The organism is Caballeronia sp. NCF2, assembly GCF_023631205.1.
Taxonomy (GTDB): Bacteria; Pseudomonadota; Gammaproteobacteria; order Burkholderiales; family Burkholderiaceae; genus Caballeronia; species Caballeronia zhejiangensis.
The window spans coordinates 557,384-575,982 of record NZ_JALQDN010000064.1; the positions used below are offsets into that span (position 1 = coordinate 557,384).

General features: G+C 62.9%; 18 protein-coding genes. 11 read left to right on the top strand and 7 right to left on the bottom strand.

All coding sequences use genetic code 11. From position 1 onward, the window contains the following. Positions 1 to 13 precede the first annotated feature (13 nt). The 3 genes from NCS02_RS25655 to NCS02_RS25665 all read left to right on the top strand — a co-directional run bounded on the left by NCS02_RS25655 (position 14) and on the right by NCS02_RS25665 (position 3,328). Positions 14 to 844: an NAD-dependent epimerase/dehydratase family protein gene (locus tag NCS02_RS25655; RefSeq protein ID WP_008348019.1), complete on the top strand. Its 831-nt coding sequence runs from the start codon at positions 14 to 16 to the stop codon at positions 842 to 844. Further along, on the top strand, positions 841 to 1,749 hold the full coding sequence (locus NCS02_RS25660; protein WP_250503651.1) for an SMP-30/gluconolactonase/LRE family protein: 909 nt from the start codon (positions 841 to 843) through the stop codon (positions 1,747 to 1,749). The genes NCS02_RS25655 and NCS02_RS25660 overlap by 4 nt, the downstream gene beginning before the upstream one ends. A 232-nt stretch (positions 1,750 to 1,981) precedes the next feature. Beyond that, the gene (locus tag NCS02_RS25665; RefSeq protein WP_008348022.1) at positions 1,982 to 3,328 is read left to right on the top strand and encodes an MFS transporter; all 1,347 of its coding nucleotides are present in this window, start codon (positions 1,982 to 1,984) and stop codon (positions 3,326 to 3,328) included. 43 nt (positions 3,329 to 3,371) lie between these two features. On the opposite strand, the gene NCS02_RS25670 is transcribed toward NCS02_RS25665, so the two are convergent. Beyond that, positions 3,372 to 4,133: a FadR/GntR family transcriptional regulator gene (locus NCS02_RS25670; protein WP_250520046.1), complete on the bottom strand. Its 762-nt coding sequence runs from the start codon at positions 4,131 to 4,133 to the stop codon at positions 3,372 to 3,374. A gap of 144 nt (positions 4,134 to 4,277) precedes the next feature. Here NCS02_RS25670 and NCS02_RS25675 point away from each other — a divergent pair, with 144 nt between their 5' ends. The 7 genes from NCS02_RS25675 to NCS02_RS25705 all read left to right on the top strand — a co-directional run bounded on the left by NCS02_RS25675 (position 4,278) and on the right by NCS02_RS25705 (position 11,059). Then, positions 4,278 to 5,123 carry an NAD-dependent epimerase/dehydratase family protein gene (locus NCS02_RS25675; protein WP_250503652.1) on the top strand — a complete coding sequence of 282 codons (846 nt, stop codon included), beginning with the start codon at positions 4,278 to 4,280 and terminating at the stop codon, positions 5,121 to 5,123. A 103-nt stretch (positions 5,124 to 5,226) separates the two neighbouring features. Further along, complete coding sequence (locus tag NCS02_RS25680) at positions 5,227 to 5,973, top strand: amino acid ABC transporter permease (protein ID WP_175980815.1); 747 nt, start codon at positions 5,227 to 5,229, stop codon at positions 5,971 to 5,973. Continuing rightward, complete coding sequence (locus tag NCS02_RS25685) at positions 5,970 to 6,623, top strand: amino acid ABC transporter permease (protein ID WP_008348026.1); 654 nt, start codon at positions 5,970 to 5,972, stop codon at positions 6,621 to 6,623. Before NCS02_RS25680 ends, NCS02_RS25685 begins: the two co-directional genes overlap by 4 nt. Then, the gene (locus NCS02_RS25690) at positions 6,607 to 7,335 is read left to right on the top strand and encodes an amino acid ABC transporter ATP-binding protein (RefSeq protein ID WP_175980819.1); all 729 of its coding nucleotides are present in this window, start codon (positions 6,607 to 6,609) and stop codon (positions 7,333 to 7,335) included. Before NCS02_RS25685 ends, NCS02_RS25690 begins: the two co-directional genes overlap by 17 nt. A gap of 47 nt (positions 7,336 to 7,382) precedes the next feature. Then, positions 7,383 to 8,180: a transporter substrate-binding domain-containing protein gene (locus NCS02_RS25695; protein ID WP_008348028.1), complete on the top strand. Its 798-nt coding sequence runs from the start codon at positions 7,383 to 7,385 to the stop codon at positions 8,178 to 8,180. A gap of 302 nt (positions 8,181 to 8,482) precedes the next feature. Next, positions 8,483 to 10,204, top strand: a complete 1,722-nt coding sequence (gene poxB / locus NCS02_RS25700; RefSeq protein WP_250503654.1) for a ubiquinone-dependent pyruvate dehydrogenase — start codon at positions 8,483 to 8,485, stop codon at positions 10,202 to 10,204. Positions 10,205 to 10,207: 3 nt separating this feature from the next. After that, complete coding sequence (locus tag NCS02_RS25705; protein ID WP_250503655.1) at positions 10,208 to 11,059, top strand: alpha/beta fold hydrolase; 852 nt, start codon at positions 10,208 to 10,210, stop codon at positions 11,057 to 11,059. Between the two features lie 29 nt (positions 11,060 to 11,088). Here NCS02_RS25705 and NCS02_RS25710 read toward each other — a convergent pair whose 3' ends face one another. From NCS02_RS25710 to NCS02_RS25720, 3 genes are all read right to left on the bottom strand, one after another. After that, positions 11,089 to 11,751, bottom strand: a complete 663-nt coding sequence (locus tag NCS02_RS25710) for a hypothetical protein (RefSeq protein WP_008348031.1) — start codon at positions 11,749 to 11,751, stop codon at positions 11,089 to 11,091. Positions 11,752 to 11,970: 219 nt separating this feature from the next. After that, on the bottom strand, positions 11,971 to 12,744 hold the full coding sequence (locus tag NCS02_RS25715) for a DUF899 domain-containing protein (protein ID WP_175980823.1): 774 nt from the start codon (positions 12,742 to 12,744) through the stop codon (positions 11,971 to 11,973). A 149-nt stretch (positions 12,745 to 12,893) separates the two neighbouring features. Beyond that, positions 12,894 to 13,403 carry a DUF6622 family protein gene (locus NCS02_RS25720; RefSeq protein ID WP_008348033.1) on the bottom strand — a complete coding sequence of 170 codons (510 nt, stop codon included), beginning with the start codon at positions 13,401 to 13,403 and terminating at the stop codon, positions 12,894 to 12,896. 314 nt (positions 13,404 to 13,717) lie between these two features. On the opposite strand from NCS02_RS25720, the gene panS reads away from it, so the two are divergent. Beyond that, positions 13,718 to 14,677, top strand: coding sequence for a ketopantoate/pantoate/pantothenate transporter PanS (gene panS / locus NCS02_RS25725; protein ID WP_008348034.1), 960 nt, complete (start codon positions 13,718 to 13,720; stop codon positions 14,675 to 14,677). A 60-nt stretch (positions 14,678 to 14,737) separates the two neighbouring features. Here panS and NCS02_RS25730 read toward each other — a convergent pair whose 3' ends face one another. The 3 genes from NCS02_RS25730 to NCS02_RS25740 all read right to left on the bottom strand — a co-directional run bounded on the left by NCS02_RS25730 (position 14,738) and on the right by NCS02_RS25740 (position 18,341). Beyond that, complete coding sequence (locus NCS02_RS25730; RefSeq protein ID WP_250440957.1) at positions 14,738 to 15,997, bottom strand: MFS transporter; 1,260 nt, start codon at positions 15,995 to 15,997, stop codon at positions 14,738 to 14,740. Positions 15,998 to 16,080: 83 nt separating this feature from the next. After that, positions 16,081 to 16,986: a LysR substrate-binding domain-containing protein gene (locus tag NCS02_RS25735; RefSeq protein WP_250503656.1), complete on the bottom strand. Its 906-nt coding sequence runs from the start codon at positions 16,984 to 16,986 to the stop codon at positions 16,081 to 16,083. A gap of 59 nt (positions 16,987 to 17,045) precedes the next feature. Then, positions 17,046 to 18,341, bottom strand: a complete 1,296-nt coding sequence (locus NCS02_RS25740) for a sugar efflux transporter (RefSeq protein WP_250503657.1) — start codon at positions 18,339 to 18,341, stop codon at positions 17,046 to 17,048. Positions 18,342 to 18,599: the final 258 nt, after the last annotated feature.

The window sequence follows — 18,599 nt, forward strand, 5'->3', positions numbered from 1 at the left end:
GACAGGAGTCTCGATGAATCAGCCAAACGCAGCGGCCAAGCCGTTCAAGCGTCTGCTTCTGACCGGCGCGGCCGGCAATCTGGGTCGTCAGTTGCGCGGCGCGCTCGCTCAATGGGCCGACGTCGTGAGGCTCTCCGACATCGCGCCGCTCGACGATGCAGCGAGCCATGAAGAGATCAGCGCCGTCGATCTCGCGGATCGCGACAAGGTGATGCAGCTCGTCGAGGGCGTCGACGCGATCGTGCATCTCGGCGGCATCTCGATCGACGCGCCGTTCGACGATCTGATCGAAGCGAATATCCGCGGTACGTACAACATCTATGAAGCGGCGCGCCGTCATGGGGTGAAGCGCATCGTGTTCGCGAGCTCGAACCATGCAATCGGCTTTCATCCAGTCACCGAAGTGCTCGACGCCGATTCGCCCCATCGCCCGGACAGTCTTTATGGCGTGACCAAGTGCTTCGGCGAATCTCTGTCGCGCTATTACTTCGATCGCTTCGGCATCGAGACGGTGAACCTGCGCATCGGTTCGTCGTTCGAGGAGCCGAAGAATCCGCGCATGCTCGTCACGTATCTGAGCTACCGCGATTTCATCGAGCTCGTGCGCTGCTCGCTGTTCACGAATCGCGTCGGTCATGCGGTGGTGTACGGCGCTTCTGACAATCCGGTGAAGTGGTGGGACAACTCGAAGGCGGGCTTCCTCGGCTTCAATCCGCAAGACAGCTCGGCCCAGTTCGACGGGCTCTTTCCGGTGACCGGACCGAGCGCCGATCGCGATGATCCGGCGCAGCGCTTCCAGGGCGGCCCGTTCGTATTGGGCGAGCCGATGGAGCGCAAGCGATGAGCGCCGCCGTGCGCGCGGAACGCATCGACGCGGCCGGGCGCGCGACCGTCGGCGAATGTCCGGTATGGCGCGCGCAAGAGGGCGCGCTGTATTGGGTCGATATTCCCGCGCGACGGATCGTCAGGCTCGAGATCGAAAGCGCGAGACGTACGGAATGGGCGTTCGACGAACAGGTGGCATGCTTTGCGTTCGACAAGGCTGGGCGCGTCGTCGCGGGCATGGAAAGCGGCATGTTCGGCGTGACGCTCGCCGACGCGAACCAGGCGCACGCCGTGAAGCTCGCCGCGCCTTCGTTTCCCGCGACGGGCATGCGCTTCAACGATGGCCGCTGCGACAGGCAAGGGCGCTTCTGGGCCGGAACGATGGTGATGGACATGTCGCTCGCGAGTGCCGTCGGCGCGCTGTATCGCTTCGATGAGAAGGGCGCTTTGTCGGAGCCGGTCGTCGGTGGTCTGATCACGCAGAACGGCCTGGCATGGTCGCCGGATGGCAGAACGATGTATTTGTCGGACTCGCATCCGCAACGGCGCATGATCTGGGCATTCGACTTCGACCCCGACACCGGCACGCCGCACGCGCAGCGCGCATTTGCCGATCTGCATCACTACGCGGGCCGTCCCGATGGCGCCGCGGTCGATGCGGACGGCTGCTACTGGACGTGTGCGAACGACGCCGGCCGCCTGCTGCGTTTCACACCGCGCGGCGAACTCGATCGCGAGATCGTGCTGCCTGCGAGCAAGCCGTCGATGTGCGCGTTCGGCGGCAGCGATCTGAAAACGCTCTATGTCACGACTATTCGTCCGGCAATGAATGCCACTGACGACGACGGTCACGTGTTCGCATTCAACCCCGGCGTGCAAGGATTACCGGAGCCGGAGTACGCCGCGCTGTTACCGGTAGCATAAACTTCACGAAAACGGGGCGATCATTCGCCCCGTCCGCATTTTTTTCGCATGATTTGGGACGCAAACGATTCGAGCGCACTTTATTGGCGCGCATCGAAATGATGGACACGTCCCCCTTCGGAACCGATACCAAGCACAAACACCAATGCTGCAAGTCCTTCTGAAAGAGTAGTCTCCGCAGGTATCTCAAGCACCCGCGATCAACAGATTCTCTAATCCGGAGGAGACATTGATGGACCTTGAAGCTCGCACCATGAAGCGCGTGATGGTTCGCCTCGTGCCGTTCCTGATCTTGTGTTACTTCATCGCATATCTGGACCGCGTCAACGTCGGCTTTGCCGCATTGCAGATGAACAAGGCGCTCGGTTTCACTGCGAGCATGTTCGGTTTCGGCGCCGGCATTTTCTTCATCGCCTATTTCTTTTTCGAGGTTCCTTCGAACCTGCTGCTCGAACGATTCGGCGCGCGCCGCTGGATCGCACGCATCATGTTCACGTGGGGCATCCTCGCAGCCGCGATGGCCTACATTCCGCATATCGCGCAGGCGACGGGCCTCTCCAACGCATACGTGTTCTATGGCTTGCGCATCCTGCTCGGCGTCGCGGAAGCGGGCTTCTTTCCCGGCATCATCTTTCTGCTGACCTTGTGGTTCCCGGCGAAGTATCGCGGCCGCGTCGTCGGCTATTTCATGGCGGCGATTCCACTGTCCACCGTGATCGGCGGACCGATCTCCGGCGCGCTCTTGCAGATGGACGGCATCAACGGCATGGCGGGCTGGCAGTGGCTGTATCTGATCGAAGCGATTCCCGCGTTGCTGCTCGCGTTCGTCGTGTACTTCTATCTGACCGACAAGCCTTCCGACGCACACTGGCTTGCAAAAGAAGAGCGTGACTGGCTCGTCGATCGTCAGGCGCAAGAGCGCGCGCATCGCGAATCCGTGCATGCGTTCAGCGTGAAGGAAGCCATTTTCAATCCGCGCGTGCTCGCCATTGCCCTGATCTACTTTGGCGCGAATGCCACGAACTATGGGCTGAGCTTCTTCCTGCCGCAGATCGTCAAATCGTTCGGTCTTTCCAACTTGCAGACCGGCTTCGTCACGTCATTGCCCTATGCCGTGGGCGTGATCAGCATGGTGCTGTGGGGCCGTCATTCGGATCGCAAGCTCGAACGGCGCTGGCATGTCGCGATTGCGTTGATGGTCGCGGCGGGCGGCATCGCGGCATCGGCGGGCCTCGACGATCCGGTGATGAAGATGATCGCGCTGTCGATCGCGGGCTTCGGCATCTTCGGTTGCCTGCCGGTGATCTGGACGCTGCCGGCCTCGTTCCTTTCGGGTGCGGCGGCGGCGGGCGGCATCGCGGCGATCAACTCGCTCGGCAATCTCGCGGGCTTCTTCGGTCCCTATGCGATGGGCTGGATCAAGGACAGCACGGGCGGCTTCGGCGCGGGCCTGCTGTGCCTGGCAGGGGCGGGCATGGTCGGCGTGGCGGCGGTCCTGCTGCTGCATCACGATCAGGCACTGGAGACGATTTCCGGCGCGCATGACGTCGAGGATGGCGAGCCGAACATGGCGCGTTGATGTTGCATCGCGAGGACCGCGCCAACGCGCGGTACTCGCGTATTCATTCAAGCGACGACTGCGCGCGTCGCAATCTCTCCCGGCTGTTGATCAGATGCAGACGCATCGCGGTGCGCGCCGAATCGGCATCGCCGCGTTCAATGGCGTCCGCGATCTGTTCATGCTCGCGATTCACGCGCATCAGGTAATCCGCGTATTGATCGCGCGGAATCGGCGTCGCCGTGATGCGCGTGCGCGGAATCATGCGCGTGCCCAGATGCTCCATGATCTCGACGAAATAGCGATTGCCCGTTGCATGCGCGATCTCCATGTGAAAGCGCAGATCGGGCGATACGGTATCGCTTGCTTCGCCCACATTTCTTGAAAAGTCCCCGAGCGTCGAGCGCATCGTCGCAAGACGCGCGGCATCGCAACGCATTGCGGCAAGTCCCGCGCTTTCGGTTTCGAGACTGCTGCGCAATTCGAGGATGGCGAGCGCATCCATCGAACCGGCGACATCGGCGGGATCGAGTTGCAGAAGAGGCGACATGCCCGCTTCACACACGAACGTACCGATGCCATGCCGCGTTTCCACGAGTCCTGCCGCTTGCAGACGCGACAGCGCCTCACGCACGACGGTGCGGCTCACGCCGAAGCGCTGAACCATTTCCGCTTCCGTCGCGAGCCTGCTGCCGCCCTTCAGTTCCTGTGCATCGATCTGGGCGCGCAAGGCGTCGACGAGTTGCGCGGTCAGACTGCGTCGCGCTTGCGGCGATGCAATCGAGGATGCGTCGGTGCCGGCATGAAGATCGGGCGATAGCGTCACGGTATTCTCGTTGGCGTGGGTTTTACACACATTGACAAATCGTTCGGCAAATGATGATATGCGTCATGCAGTGATATGACAACGTACAAGAAGATGCGCGCAGGGTAATCCCTAGCGACGACAGCCTTCAGGAGACACAACACGATGGAACAACAAACCAGCACGCCGTCCGCCGACGAAGATGCGCAATTCGATCGTCTGTTGCTGACGGGCGCCGCCGGCGGAATCGGCCGCGCGATCCGGCATCGCGTCGCCGAGTTCGCGCGGCATGTGCGGATCTCCGACTTGCCTGGCGTGTTGCAGGGCGACGCCGCGCCTCACGAAGAGATCGCTCCTTGCGATCTCGCCGACCGCGACGCCGTCGATGCGCTTGCGATGGACTGCGACGCGATCATTCATCTCGGCGGGGTATCGGTCGAGCGTCCGTTCGAAGAGATTCTTGAAGCCAACATCAAGGGCGTTTTCAATCTTTACGAAGCGGCGCGCCGTCAGGGCGTGAAGCGCATCGTGTTCGCAAGCTCGAATCACGTCACGGGTTTCTATCGGCAGGACGAACGAATCGACGCCGCTGCGCGCAAGCGCCCCGATGGCTACTACGGCTTGTCGAAGTCCTTCGGCGAGGACATGGCGCAAATGTATTTCGACCGGTACGGCATCGAGACGGTGAGCATTCGTATCGGCTCCGTGTTTCCGGAGCCGAAGGACCGCCGCATGATGGCGAGCTGGATGAGCTACGACGATTTTCATGACCTGTTGCGCCGCAGTCTCTTCACGAAAGACGTCGGCCACACGATCGTCTTCGGCATGTCGGCGAACGCGCATACATGGTGGGACAACCGCTGCGCCGCGCATCTCGGCTTCGTTCCGCGTGACTCGTCCGAGCAGTTCCGCGAAAAGGTCGAAGCGACGCCGCCGCCGGCGCCCACCGATCCCGTGGCGGTGCTGCAGGGCGGTGCCTTCACGACGACTGGCCCGTTCGATCCGGTTTAATGCATGCGAAATGCAGTATCACGGCACTCGTAGTATGTCGTCATACATCCAGAGCGGGCGCACAGCGTGTTAGCGCCCACACCTGACAGGAACTCTTGCCGCCATGTTCTCTCTCGATTTTTCACCGCTGCTGCCGTACTGGCCGACGTTCCTGCTGGGCGCATGGCTCACGCTCAAGATGACTTGCGTGGCTGTGTTCTTCGGGCTGATTCTCGGCATGCTGGTGGCGTTCGCGAAGCGCGCGAAAGTGCCGGTCCTCACGCGCCTGTGCATCGTCTATATCGAGGCGGTGCGCAATACGCCGTTCCTCGTGCAGATCTTTCTGCTGTACTTCGGTCTTGCGAGCATCGGCTTGCGCATGCCGACGTTCGCGGCCGCCGCGCTCGCGATGACGATCAACATCGGCGCATATGCGGCCGAGATCATCCGCGCGGGACTCGAATCGGTGCCACGCGGACAAATCGAAGCGGCCGAATGCCTCGGGCTTCCGAAGTGGCGCATCGGCTGGCATGTGATGTTGCAGCCGTCGATCGAAAAGGTCTATCCCGCGCTGACGAGCCAGTTCCTGCTGATGATGCAGGCCTCCGCGATCGCCTCGCAGATTTCGGCCGAAGAGCTCACGGCGGTCGCGAACACTGTGCAGTCCGATACGTTCCGCTCGCTCGAAACGTACATCGTGGTCGCGGCGCTATATCTGGCGTTGTCGCTCGTCATCAAGCTCATCGCGTGGGCGGTGGGAGAACATCTCTTCAAGCGCCGCCGCGCGATCCGTCTTGCTGCTAAACGCGCCGGCAAGACGCCGCCCGATCCGCAGCGCATCGATACGGTCATTCCCGGAGGTGCGGCATGAGCGGCGGATTCACGTCATCGCACCTTGTCTATCTAGTGCAATCGATCGGCTGGACGCTCGTGCTTTCCGCGCTTGCGTTCGTGCTCGGCGGTATCGGCGGCTTTGCCGTGATGCTCGCGCGCATCTCGCCGCGCGCATGGCTTGCGCGCGTGGCGCTCGTGTATATCGAGGCGATTCAGGGCATACCGCTGCTGATCCTGCTGTTCATCGTGTACTTCGGCCTGTCGGTGTACGGCTATCAGGTGCCCGCGCTCGTCGCGGCCGGCCTCGCGCTGATGATCTATTCGAGCGCATATCTCGGCGATATCTGGCGCGGCTGTATCGAAGCGATGCCCAAGCCGCAGTGGGAAGCGTCGGAATGCCTGTCGCTCACGCGCTGGCAGACGCTGCGCCTCGTCATCATCCCGCAGGCGATGCGTCTCGCGCTGCCGCCGACCGTCGGGTTTCTCGTGCAGCTCATCAAGATGACGTCGCTTGCTTCGGTGATCGGCTTCATCGAGCTGACGCGCGCGGGGCAGATCATCAATAACTCGATCTTCCAGCCGTTCCTCATCTTCGGTCTGGTCGGCGCTTTCTATTTCGTCCTGTGCTATCCGCTTTCGCGCTGGAGCCAATCGATGGAGAACAAGCTCAATGTCAGCAATCGTTAAGGTCGGCGATATTCACAAGAGCTTCGGCTCCAATCATGTTCTCAAGGGCGTTTCCTTCGAAGTCAACAAGGGCGAGATGATCGCCGTGATCGGCGCGAGCGGTTCGGGCAAGAGCACGGCGTTGCGTTGCATCGACAGGCTGGAGACGATCGACCAAGGGCAAATCGAAGTGTGCGGCATTCGCGTCGATGATCCGAAGGTCGATCTGCATCTGTTGCGCCGCGAAGTGGGCATCGTGTTTCAAAGCTATAACCTCTTTCCGCATCTGACGGTCGAAGAGAACATCATGCTCGCGCTGCGTCACGTCAAGAAGATGTCGCGCGACGAAGCGCGGCGCATTGCGATAAACGTGCTGGAGCAAGTCGGTCTCGGACAGAAGGCCGATGCGTATCCCGAGCAATTGTCGGGCGGACAGCAGCAGCGCGTGGCGATCGCGCGCTCGCTCGCGATGTCGCCAAAGGTGATGCTGTTCGACGAAGTGACCTCGGCGCTCGATCCGCAATTGACGGGCGAAGTGCTGCGCGTGATGGAAGACCTCGCTGCCGACGGCATGACGATGCTGCTCGTCACGCACGAGATGGCCTTCGCGAAGCGCGTGGCGGATCGCATCATCTACATGCATCAGGGAACGGTTTGGGAAGTGGGCGACGGCAGCATGCTCGATGCGCCGCGCACACCCGAATTGCGCGCATTCCTCGATAACGGACTTTGATAACCGCAGCATCAATTCAGCAACACTAATAACGACGGAGACGTAACTTGAAAGCGAAATCAATCATTGCACGCGCAACGCTCGCAACGTTGATGATGGCAGGCGCGGTTCACAGCGTGATGGCCGATGAACTCGACGACATCAAGAAGGCAGGCGTCGTGCGCGTCGCGATCGCCATCGGCACGCCGCTCTTCAGCTATGCCGACCAGAACCTGAAGCCCGCGGGATCGGACGTCGATACTGCCGCCGCGCTTGCGAAGGATCTCGGCGTGAAGCTAGAACTCGTGCAGATCACCAACGCCGCGCGCATTCCGACGCTGCAGGCGAAGCGCGCGGACCTCGTGATTTCCTCGCTGTCGGTCACGCCGGAGCGCGCCAAAGTCGTCGATTTCTCGAACCCGTATGCGGTCATCTCGATCATCGTTGGCGGCGTGAAGACGGCGAACGTGAAGAGCTATGCGGATCTCGACGGCAAGACCATCGGCCTCACGCGTGCAACGGTGAACGACACGCTGACGACACAGCAGGCGAAGGGCGCACAGATTCAACGCTATGAAGACGATGCGACGCTCATCACGTCGATGGTCACGGGACAGGTCGACATCTTCTCGAGCACGCCTTCGAACTTGAAGGAGATGCAGGATCGCGCTCCGCAACGCAACATCGAGATGAAGTTCGAGCAGAAGACGTTCGATCTCGGCATCGCGATGAACAAGGACCAGCCGCGCCTGAAGGAATGGGTGAACAACTGGGTCGGCGCGAACATGAAGAGCGGCAACCTCAACACGATCTACAAGAAGTATCACGGACGGGATCTGCCGGAGAACATGCGCAAGGGCGCCTGAGCGCAGGGTCTCGCTTCAGTCATGCGCAACGGCGGCGGGTCATCGATCCGCCGCCGTTGTCGTTTGCATTACGCATACCGGATTCATTCCGGAATGATGCATTCAAAATACCGCGATCGCCTATCCTGAACGCCCGCACCACGCGGTCTCGACACGGTTCAGGACAAACCGCCGCGCTCCGGCGTACACTCCTTTTGCGTTTTGAATCCTGCATGCATTGAGCCAACACGGATGCGCGCCACGTCATTCCGTGCGCGGCTCCGTCGATCACTGGACATCCTCTCTTCATCACGGGACACATCATGGCCAAGGGCACGATAGCGGACTATCTGGCGAAGACACTGGCGGCGGCGGGCGTAGAGCGAATCTGGGGCGTGACGGGCGACAGCCTGAACGGTTTGGCGTTCAGCCTCGATCGTGTCGGCTCGATCCGCTGGATGCATACGCGTCACGAGGAAGCAGCCGCTTTCGCGGCCGGAGCCGATGCCGCCGCGACAGGCAAACTCGCGGTATGCGCGGGCAGTTGCGGCCCAGGCAATCTGCATCTCATCAATGGTCTTTACGACTGTCATCGCAATCATCAACCGGTGCTCGCCATCGCGGCGCACATTCCATCGACGGAAATCGGCCTCGGCTACTTTCAGGAAACGCATCCGCAGGAATTGTTCAGGGAATGCAGTCACTTCGTGGAGCTGGTGTCGAATGCGTCGCAGTTTCCGCGCGTGCTCGAACGCGCGATGCGCGCCGCGATCGATCAGCGCGGCGTCGCGGTGATCGTGTTGCCGGGCGACGTCGCATTGAGCGAAGGCCCGGCCGTCGAGCCGCGCTGGACCGCGAGCGCGCCGGGCGCGATCGTGCCGGCAGACGCCGATCTCGACAAGCTCGCGAGCCTTCTGAACGGCTGCGAAGCGGTGACGATCATGTGCGGCAGCGGCGTCGCCGGCTCGCACGACGAAGTGGTCGCGCTCGCCGATACGCTCGGAGCACCGATAGTGCATGCGTTGCGCGGCAAGCAGTTCATCGAGTACGACAACCCGTTCGATGTCGGCATGACAGGGCTCATCGGTTTCAGTTCGGGCTATCACGCGATGATGTCGTGCGACACGCTGCTCCTGCTCGGATGCGATTTTCCGTATCGCCCGTTCTATCCGCCGCAAGCGAAGATCGTGCAGATCGACTGGCGCGGCTCGCAACTCGGACGCCGCGCGCCGCTGGAAATGGGGCTCGTCGGCACGATCAAGGAAACGCTCGCGGCGCTCTTGCCGAAGCTCCAACGCAAGGATGAGCGGCGTTTTCTCGAGAACGCATTGAAGCACTATGCGACCGCCCGCAAGGACCTCGACGATCTCGCGACGCCATCCGCGCCGGGACGTCCGATTCATCCGCAATATCTGACGAAGCTCGTCGATGAAATCGCAGCCGACGACGCGATCTTCACCGTCGACGTCGGTACGCCGACACTGTGGGCCGCGCGTTATCTGACAATGAACGGCAAGCGCCAGTTGCACGGCTCGTTCAATCACGGCTCGATGGCAAACGCAATGCCGCAGGCGCTCGGCGCTCAGGCCGCGCGGCCGCAACGGCAAGTCGTTTCGCTATCGGGCGACGGCGGTTTGTCGATGCTGCTCGGCGATCTGCTCTCGGCCGTGCAACTCGATCTCCCGATCAAGGTCGTCGTGTTCAACAACAGCCTGCTCGGTTTCGTGTCGATGGAACTGAAGGCTGGCGGCTATCTCGACACCAACGTCGATCTCAGCAAGACCGATTTCTCGCAGATCGCGAAGGGCGCAGGCATCTGGTCGGTGCGCGTCGAGGAATCGGAGCAACTCGAAAGCGCGCTGCGCGAAGCGTTCGCGCACAAGGGACCGGCGGTCGTCGATGTCGTCACGTCGAAGCATGAACTCGCGATGCCGCCGACCATCGAACTGTCGCAAGCGAAGGGCTTCAGCCTCTATATGTTGCGAGCGATCCTGAGCGGGCGCGGCGATGAGATCGTCGAACTCGCGCGCACGAATCTGCGTTGACCCATGAACGAATCGAACGATACGCTGCCACTCGATCACGTTTTCGAATACGAAGGACAAGCCGTGCGCTACGGCATGATCGGCGAGGGCGCGCCGCTCGTGATGGTTCACGGTACGCCGTTTTCATCGCAGGTGTGGCGACGCATCGCACCGGTAGCGGCGCGTTTGCGGCGTGTGCATTACTTCGATCTGCTGGGCTACGGTGCGTCGGAGATGCGCGAGGGGCAGGACGTATCGCTCGGCGTGCAGAATCGCGTGCTCGCGGCGCTTCTCGCGCACTGGTGCGGTGAGTGGAACGGTGCCTTGCCCGATGTGCTCGCACACGATTTCGGCGGCGCGACATCGGTGCGAGCCGCGTTGATCGACGGCTGCGCGTATCGTTCGCTGATGCTCGTCGATCCGGTCGCCGTCGCGCCGTGGGGATCGCCCTTCGTGCGTCATGTGCGACAGCATGAAGCCGCGTTTGCGGGTGTGCCGCCGTACATGCATCAGGCGATGCTCGATGCGTATCTGCAGGGTGCGGCGCATCGGCGGTTGCAGCAAGAGACGCTGCGCGTCTATACGCGGCCGTGGACCGGCAAAGTCGGGCAGGCCGCGTTCTATCGGCAGATCGCGCAGATGGATCAGCGCTATACCGATGAAGTGCAATCGCGCTATGGCGAATTGAAATGCCCCGTATCGATTCTTTGGGGCGAAGAGGACGAGTGGATACCGGTCGAGCGCGGTGTCGAACTCGCATCGCTGATTCCGGGCGCGCGCTTTACGCGCGTGCGCGGATCAGGGCATCTGATGCAGGAAGATGCGCCCGAAGCGATCGTCGGCGAATGGCTGGCGTTCGCGGGCGGAATCCAGTAACGCGATCAGAAGCGCTATCAGAAGCGCGATCAGAAGCGATAAGTGACGCCGACCTTTACGATCGGATAGAAGCGCAACTTGTCCGCCTTGTTCTGCAGATCCTGCTGTTCCGCGTCGATGTTTTCCTGTCCCGCCGCCGCGACGATATCCGCCGGAACGTCGAGCGTGACGCGCGGGCGGCCATACGCGACGCCTGCATCGAAGAACGCGGAAAAGCCTTTCTCGGCAACAGGCGTATGCCCGAAGCCGATGCCGATATACGGACGCACGGCCGGGAACTTAGCCTTGGCGTGAATGCTTTCCCCGAAAGTCGGATAAGCGATGCCGTCGATGGTGTAGGTGCCGTTCATGCTGGTCGCGGTGCCATCGACATGATCGCCGCCGATGAGCGCGCCAGCCGTGATGCGAAAACCGACCGTTCCCGGCGCCGGAAAAAAGTCGAAATAGAAGCCGCCGTGATAGATGCTCGCGGTGCCGTCGTAGTGGAGACCGCCAGCGTCGAAGTTATGCGAGAACTTCAGGCCGTTGAATTCGGCGCGCACGTTGTCGCGCGTGCCGAGCGGTTCCGAGTAGCCGATGCCCACGCCTTCGGTGCCGATCTGACCGTAGATTTCGCGGGCGTGCGAGAGCGGAGCGGCAAGCGCGGCGAGCGTGCCGATAGCGGCCGCGCATGCGGCCAACGACTTCTTCATTGCAGATTATCCGTGGAGGAGATGGACGAGAGGGCGTCCAGGCGAAAGCGGCGAATAGTGCCGGCTGGTGCGGGAGAGCCGTGCGCGACGGAGGCGTCGCTGTTGATGATTGTGTTTACGGAAACGTTTGCCGAAAACTTTAGCTAAATCGTTCCACAAAAATGCGGAACGGAACCGGCAAGAAATGATGACCGGTTCCGCATTCAACATCGCTCGTTTTTAGACCTTGTTCCTTGCGCTTTCAGCACGGAATGCCGCTTCGCCGGCATCGGAGATTTCGACCCATTTTTTATCGGGCGGCGCATCGTCGACATAACGGTCGTGCCAGTTCCACCACTTATAGGTCGGTGTCTGCGGATAGCCTTCAGGCGAGTCTTCCCAGAGTTCCTGTCGGCCGAGCGGCGTGATGTCGAGATAGTTCCAGGTATTGCCCATCTGCTCGTCGCCGCGATTGTTGAGAAAGTACGTGCGAAATGCACGGTCTCCTTCGCGGAAGAACACGTTCGTGCCGTGCCACTCGTCGACGCCGAAGTCGGCATCGAAGCGATCCGTCAGCGTGAACCAGGGAATGGTCCAGCCCATGCGTTCCTTCAGCCGCGCGATGTCCTGCTGCGGCGCGCGCGATACGAAGACGAGCGTCGTGTCGCGCGCATTCAGATGTGCAAGATGCGCGACCTGATCCGCGACCAGCGAGCAGCCGCGGCACGCGTGCTCCGGCCATCCGAAGACGCCCGGCTCATAGAACGCGCGATAGACGATCAACTGACGCCGGCCATCGAAAAGATCGAGAAAGCCGATCTTGCCCGCGGGGCCTTCGAACATGTAGTCCGTCTTCACGGCGGTCCAGGGCATGCGGCGGCGTTCAGCGGCGAGCGCGTCGCGGGCGCGCGTCTGGGCTTTCTCCTTCACCAGCAACTGCTGACGCGCTGCTTCCCATTGCTCCTGCGACACGACGGGCGGCGTGCGCATCCCTGTTTCGTCGGATGTAGTCATGGCCTTGCAACCTCCTGAGTTGGACTCTTGCTCGTTGTTTGCCGTGATTCAGTCTGACTCCGATAGCGGAAAACGGAGAGTAACAAGTGTGACGCCATTTGCCCGATCGCGCGTTCCGATGGCCCGACGCGCGACCGCAGCAATCAGGGTCAAGCCCACGAAGCGCGCAGCGCGTGCATCGTTTTCCAGTACGTGAAGAAGCGTCCCGCGAAGATGCCCGCGACGATGCCCGACACGGCGGCGTCGATTGCCGCATAGGTCGTGAGCGCGGGCAGATAGGCGACGGTCGCCATCTCGAAGCCGAGCCAGAACTTCGCGATGAACGTCGCGAGGATCAGCAGCATCGGCAACATGGAGCCGGGCAGCATCACGGTTCGCGCGATCGGATCGACGATGAAGCGGCTCTGGCTCGCAAGGAACACGCCGCCGACGATGCCCGCGCCCAGCGTGGCGATCCACACGGCGACGGCCATCCATCCGGCGAGCGGCGACGCGACGAGATGCGCGATGCCCATGCCCGCGAAAATAATCGGAACGATTGCGAGCTTCGACAGCGGGGTGGTGCTGGCCTGCATCGCCTTGATGCCGCGATACAAAAGGAATGCGAGCAGCACCCAGACCCACGTCGGCGTGCCTTGAACGATGGCGATTGGCGTCATGATCATCTCCTTGCAAGTGGTTGTTTGATGCGCATGATGACGCCGGAGAATTAGCCGCGAATGAGTTGGCGAGCGTATGCGCGCGTCGCGGGAATTAAGCGAATTCCGAAAACCCGTCGCGCGACGGGTAAAATGCGGCGCCTGCCCGACGATCGGCTAGAGAGACCGCGCGTGACCCGCGCGCGCCGGCATCGCGGGCAGCGTCCGCCCCACGAGGGCAAGCTTTCGTCCGTCTGCGCCTGTCCGGTCAACCCGCGCACCGCCGCTTTCGCTGAACCAAACACGACACGCAACGACATTCGAGGATCGTTTTCATGCTTGCCCGCATCACCCGCCTTTTCCCGCTCTGGGCCGTGCTGGTTTCCATCGCCGCCTATAGCGCGCCTTCATCCGTGACGGGCATCGCGCCGCACGTCACGACGCTTCTCACGATCATCATGCTGTCGATGGGCGTCACGCTTTCCATCGACGATTTCAGGCGCGTGTTCACGCGGCCCGCGCCGGTCATCGCGGGCATCGTGCTGCATTACCTCGTGATGCCGCTCGCCGCGTGGGTCATCGCGAAAGCGCTGCACATGCCGCCCGATCTGATGGCGGGCATGGTGCTCGTCGGCAGCGTCGCGAGCGGCACGGCGTCGAACGTGATGATCTATCTCGCGCGTGGCGACGTGGCGCTGTCCGTCACGATCAGCGCGCTCTCGACGCTCGTCGGCGTGTTCGCGACGCCGCTGCTCACGCGCCTTTATGTCGATGCCTCCATCGCCGTCGACGTGCACGGCATGCTGATGAGCATCGTGCAGATCGTCGCGCTGCCTATCGTCATCGGCCTCGTCGTGAACCATCTGTTCGGCAAGCTCGTGCGCAAGATCGAGTGGATGCTGCCGCTCGTGTCGATGGTGGCGATCCTGCTCATCATCGCCGCGGTGGTCGGCGGCACGCAGAAGAGCATCGCGTCGGTGGGCATGGTCGTCGCGGTGGGCGTGGTGCTGCACAACGGCATCGGTCTATTGGGCGGCTATTGGGGCGGGCGTCTGCTCGGCTTCGACGAAGCCGTCTGCCGCACGCTGGCAATCGAAGTCGGCATGCAGAACTCGGGGCTCGCGGCGACGCTCGGCAAGCTGTATTTCACGCCGATCGCGGCGTTGCCCGGCGCACTTTTTTCGGTGTGGCACAACCTGTCGGGGTCGATGCTCGCGGGCTATTGGGCGGGACGTCCGGCGAAAGGCTCGACGCGCGAAGCCCACGCGCAGGCCGCCGTCGCGCGGCACGGCTGAACGTGTGAATCGATCGAAAAAAAACGCGCCGATTGTGGCGCGTTTTTTTCGGACGCGAAATCAACTCGCCGCGAGCGATGCTTCCGCGACCGGCCGGTCATCGATCGGAAAATGCAGCAGCGCCGCGACGAGTCCGGCGATTGCCGTCGCGGCCCAGATCAGCGAGTACGAGCCGGTCGTGTCGAACACGTAGCCGCCGAGCCACGCGCCGAGAAACGATCCGAGCTGATGACTGAGAAACACGACGCCGAATAGCGTGCCCAGATGCCGCGTGCCGAACACCTTCGCGATGAGTCCGTTGGTGAGCGGCACCGTGCCCAGCCACGTCAGGCCCATCACGGCGGCGAAGACGACGACGGATACGCTCGTCGTCGGCAACAGGACGAAGAGGGCGATCGCGCCGCCCCGAATCAGATAGAGCCACGCGAGGACGTGATGCTGCCGCCAGCGTCCGCCGAGCCAGCCGCATCCCCAACTGCCGATCATGTTGAAGAGGCCGATCAGCGCGAGCGCGGTCGCGCCGAGTCCGACCGGCATGTGGCACAGCATCAGATAGCCGGGCAGATGTGTCGCGATGAACGCAAGCTGAAAGCCGCAAGTGAAAAAGCCGAGCGTCAGCAGCCGATAACCGCGATGCCGCGACGCATACGCGAGCGTTTCGCGCAACGGCATCGCGGCGGCTTGCGCGTGCGTTTCGTGCGATGCCGAAGATGCCTTGCTCCGGCGGCTCGCGCGATCGAGCGCGATGCCGAGCGGCGCGGCGAGCAGCAGCACGAAGGCGAGGGCATAGAGCGACGCCGGCACGCCCGCATGCACGCGCACTTCCTGCGCGAACGGCACCATCAGCACCTGGCCGAGCGAGCCGCCCGCGCTGGCCAGGCCCATCGCGACGCTGCGTGTTTGCGGCGACGCCACGCGTCCGACCGTCGCGAGCACGACGCCGAAACTCGTGCAACTGATGCCGATGCCCACGAGCAAGCCGAGACCGAGCACGAGCATCCAGCCGGAAGTCGCGGCGGCGGCGAGCGCGAGCCCGGCGGCGAACGTGGCCGCGCCCGTCGCGACGACCGGCGCTGCGCCGTATCGATCGGCGGCCGCGCCCGCGAACGGCTGCGCGAAGCCCCACACGAGGTTGTGCAGCGCGATCGCGAAGGCGATCAGCGTGACGGGCATGCCGCGATCGAACGAAAACGGCCCGATGAAAAGCCCGAACGTCTGGCGCACGCCCATCGCGGCGCTCAGGATCAGCGCGGCCGCGCCGATGAGCACCCACGTCGTCGCGCGGTCCGTGGCCGATCGTGTGGTCGATAAAGACGACATGGCTCGTTCCTCCTTGCGGCCATCGTCGCAGGCGAACGTCCGTGCTGACAAACGAAAAGATTTCGCCGTCGGATGAGCGCAGTTCAACCGTTATCGGCGAAACTGGTCGCTTGTTCGATCAGCCAGTTGCGGAACGCGACGAAATCCGCGCGCGCGCTCGCTTGCGGCGTCTCGCAGAGCCAGTAGGCGGTTTGCGTCTCGACGCTCGTCGCGGACGCTTCGACCAGCGTGCCCGCCGCCAGCTCGCGATCGACGAGCGGACGCCTGCCGATGACGACGCCAAGCCCGGCCGCGGCGGCATCGAAGCCGAGCTGAACGGTATCGAAGCGAAGGCCGCCGTGCAGATCGAGACCGTCGATGCCCGCGCCGTCCATCCACGCTTGCCAGTCCTGACTGGCCGTATCGATGTGAATGAGTGCGGCGCGGGTGAGATCCGGAACGGCGCCGGCGCCGGTCAGCATCGCGCGATAGGCGGGGCTGCACACCGGCACGAGTCGCTCGCCGAAGAGACGTTGCCACGACGATGCGCCATCGACCGGGCCGCGCGAGAGGCGCAGGCCGAAGTCGAAGCCGTCGACGGGAAAGCCCGCCTGGCGGCGCGAAGTGTCCACGGTGACGTCGATGTTGGGCCAGCGCGCGCGGAAATCGGCGAGGCGCGGCACGAGCCAGCGGGCCGCGAGCGTCGGCGCGCACGTAACCGAGATCGCGCGGCGCTTGCGCCTGTCGGGCAGCGACTGCGTGCCGACGACGATAAGCGAAAACGCTTCGGCGATGTACGGCAGATAGTGTTCGCCGGCGGCGGAGAGCGACAGCCCGCGCGGCTCGCGCACGAAAAGCTCGACGCCGAGCATCGCTTCAAGCGCGCCGATGCCGTGGCTCACGGCACCCGGCGTCACGTTGAGTTCGGCGGCCGCGAGCTTGAAACTGCGATGGCGCGCGGCGGCTTCGAAGAGACGCAGGGCGTTGAGCGGCGGGAGGCGCTGAGACATGATCGCGTGGGAATCGACGAAAGGTGCGCCTATATTGCCATTCCCCGATAGCGAAGAGGTCAGGCCGATGTCTGCCGCCGCGCCTTCCACCGGTCGAGAATGCGCCGCGTGATGAGCGCGAACGGCGGATTGGCGAACAGCACCGCCGCGCTCAACGCGATGCATCCGCACACGAGAAACGTTCCGCGATAGCCGAGCGCGGCCACGAGCGCGCCGGACAGAACGCCCGACAGGATCGATCCGACGCGCGACGCGTTGAAGAAAAGCGCCGTCGCCGATCCGGGGCTTTGCGGCATCAGATCCTGCATGTACGTCATGCCGAGGCACGACGTCACCGAGACGACGAAGGCGTTGAAGGCTTGCATCGGAATGAGGAAGTGGACGTTGGGCGACGCCGCCACCGCAATGAAATAAATCAGATGCACGACGGCGCACGACGCGAGCCATCGCTGCTTGTCGAGACGCGAAGCACGCGCGCCGAGCGCGAGCATCATCGGAATTTCGAGGAATGCGCCGAGGCCCAGCATGATCGATACGTCGATGCGCGTGCCGTGCATGCCGTGCACGACGTAGAGCGGCAGGACGATCATCGTAGCGCTCGCGGCGAGCCCGATGAGCGTCATCGCGACGGTCGCGCGCCAGATCTCGGCGCGAGAATGCGACGCGCCGGGGTGCGGCGGGACGAGCTCCTCGGTGTCGGGCGCGGTGACTTCGAGCAGCGATGTCGGGTCGCCGGCGTAGTGCGCCGGTGCGCTGTGCGGGTCGCCCCTGGGCGAGCCGTGCATGCGCCAGACGATCGCGCCGCACGCGACGAAACAGGCCGCCGCGAACAGAAACAGGCCGTAGAAGCCGGCGCCGGCGAGCACCAGCGCGCCGACGGAGGGTCCGAAGACCCACGCCATCGAAAGAACGGTTCGCAAGGTGGCGAGCGCGAGGGACCGCTCGGCTTCGTCGTCGACGGGCAACGCGGCGCGCGCGAACGAGAACACGAGCGACATCGCGGAGCCGCCTGCGCCGAGAAACAGGATGCCGATCACGACCAGCGCGGTGTAATTGCGCACGACGCACATCAACAGAAAACCGAGCGATGAAGCAATGAGCGCCGCGAGCAGCAATTCCCGATGATGGCCGTGCCTGTCGGACCATTTTCCGGCAAACGCGCTGGCCACGACGCCGCTCGCGGCGATGACCGTCATGAAGACGCCGAGCTTCAAGGGGCTCATATCCGCCTGTTCGACGCTGAACAGCGACAGATACGGCGCGGTGAACGACATCGCGACGCCGAGCATCAGGGTCGCGCTGGAGAGCGGCAGGAAGAACGGAATGCGGGTGAGACCGAGCAGGCGTGTGTTCATCGGGACGTGGGTCGGCTTGGGGACTCGGGCCGAAAAGGCAGGTCGTGCTTTGAGCGCAAGCGGCGTACCGCTTTGAATGCGGCAACGCGCGGAACTTGCGCAGTTTGCCATCGTTGTCGGAGGATGCGTGTAGCGATTAGTTAACCGTGATTGACATAATGCAAATTAGCGCGGGAATTGATGTAGGAGCAACATGAGAATGTCGTGTTCTAGCAAGATACAAATGTCGTGTTTTTGCGACCACTGGCAAGCTGGCGA

Excerpts from the sequence above, each read along its gene's own strand:
- NCS02_RS25675 (WP_250503652.1), top strand. The coding sequence starts at position 4,278 with ATGGAACAACAAACCAGCACGCCGTCCGCCGACGAAGATGCGCAATTC.
- NCS02_RS25720 (WP_008348033.1), bottom strand. The coding sequence starts at position 13,403 with ATGACGCCAATCGCCATCGTTCAAGGCACGCCGACGTGGGTCTGGGTG.
- NCS02_RS25705 (WP_250503655.1), top strand. The coding sequence starts at position 10,208 with ATGAACGAATCGAACGATACGCTGCCACTCGATCACGTTTTCGAATAC.
- NCS02_RS25680 (WP_175980815.1), top strand. The coding sequence starts at position 5,227 with ATGTTCTCTCTCGATTTTTCACCGCTGCTGCCGTACTGGCCGACGTTC.
- poxB (WP_250503654.1), top strand. The coding sequence starts at position 8,483 with ATGGCCAAGGGCACGATAGCGGACTATCTGGCGAAGACACTGGCGGCG.
- panS (WP_008348034.1), top strand. The coding sequence starts at position 13,718 with ATGCTTGCCCGCATCACCCGCCTTTTCCCGCTCTGGGCCGTGCTGGTT.
- NCS02_RS25740 (WP_250503657.1), bottom strand. The coding sequence starts at position 18,341 with ATGAACACACGCCTGCTCGGTCTCACCCGCATTCCGTTCTTCCTGCCG.
- NCS02_RS25655 (WP_008348019.1), top strand. The coding sequence starts at position 14 with ATGAATCAGCCAAACGCAGCGGCCAAGCCGTTCAAGCGTCTGCTTCTG.
- NCS02_RS25685 (WP_008348026.1), top strand. The coding sequence starts at position 5,970 with ATGAGCGGCGGATTCACGTCATCGCACCTTGTCTATCTAGTGCAATCG.
- NCS02_RS25690 (WP_175980819.1), top strand. The coding sequence starts at position 6,607 with ATGTCAGCAATCGTTAAGGTCGGCGATATTCACAAGAGCTTCGGCTCC.
- NCS02_RS25665 (WP_008348022.1), top strand. The coding sequence starts at position 1,982 with ATGGACCTTGAAGCTCGCACCATGAAGCGCGTGATGGTTCGCCTCGTG.
- NCS02_RS25710 (WP_008348031.1), bottom strand. The coding sequence starts at position 11,751 with ATGAAGAAGTCGTTGGCCGCATGCGCGGCCGCTATCGGCACGCTCGCC.
- NCS02_RS25715 (WP_175980823.1), bottom strand. The coding sequence starts at position 12,744 with ATGACTACATCCGACGAAACAGGGATGCGCACGCCGCCCGTCGTGTCG.
- NCS02_RS25735 (WP_250503656.1), bottom strand. The coding sequence starts at position 16,986 with ATGTCTCAGCGCCTCCCGCCGCTCAACGCCCTGCGTCTCTTCGAAGCC.
- NCS02_RS25660 (WP_250503651.1), top strand. The coding sequence starts at position 841 with ATGAGCGCCGCCGTGCGCGCGGAACGCATCGACGCGGCCGGGCGCGCG.
- NCS02_RS25730 (WP_250440957.1), bottom strand. The coding sequence starts at position 15,997 with ATGTCGTCTTTATCGACCACACGATCGGCCACGGACCGCGCGACGACG.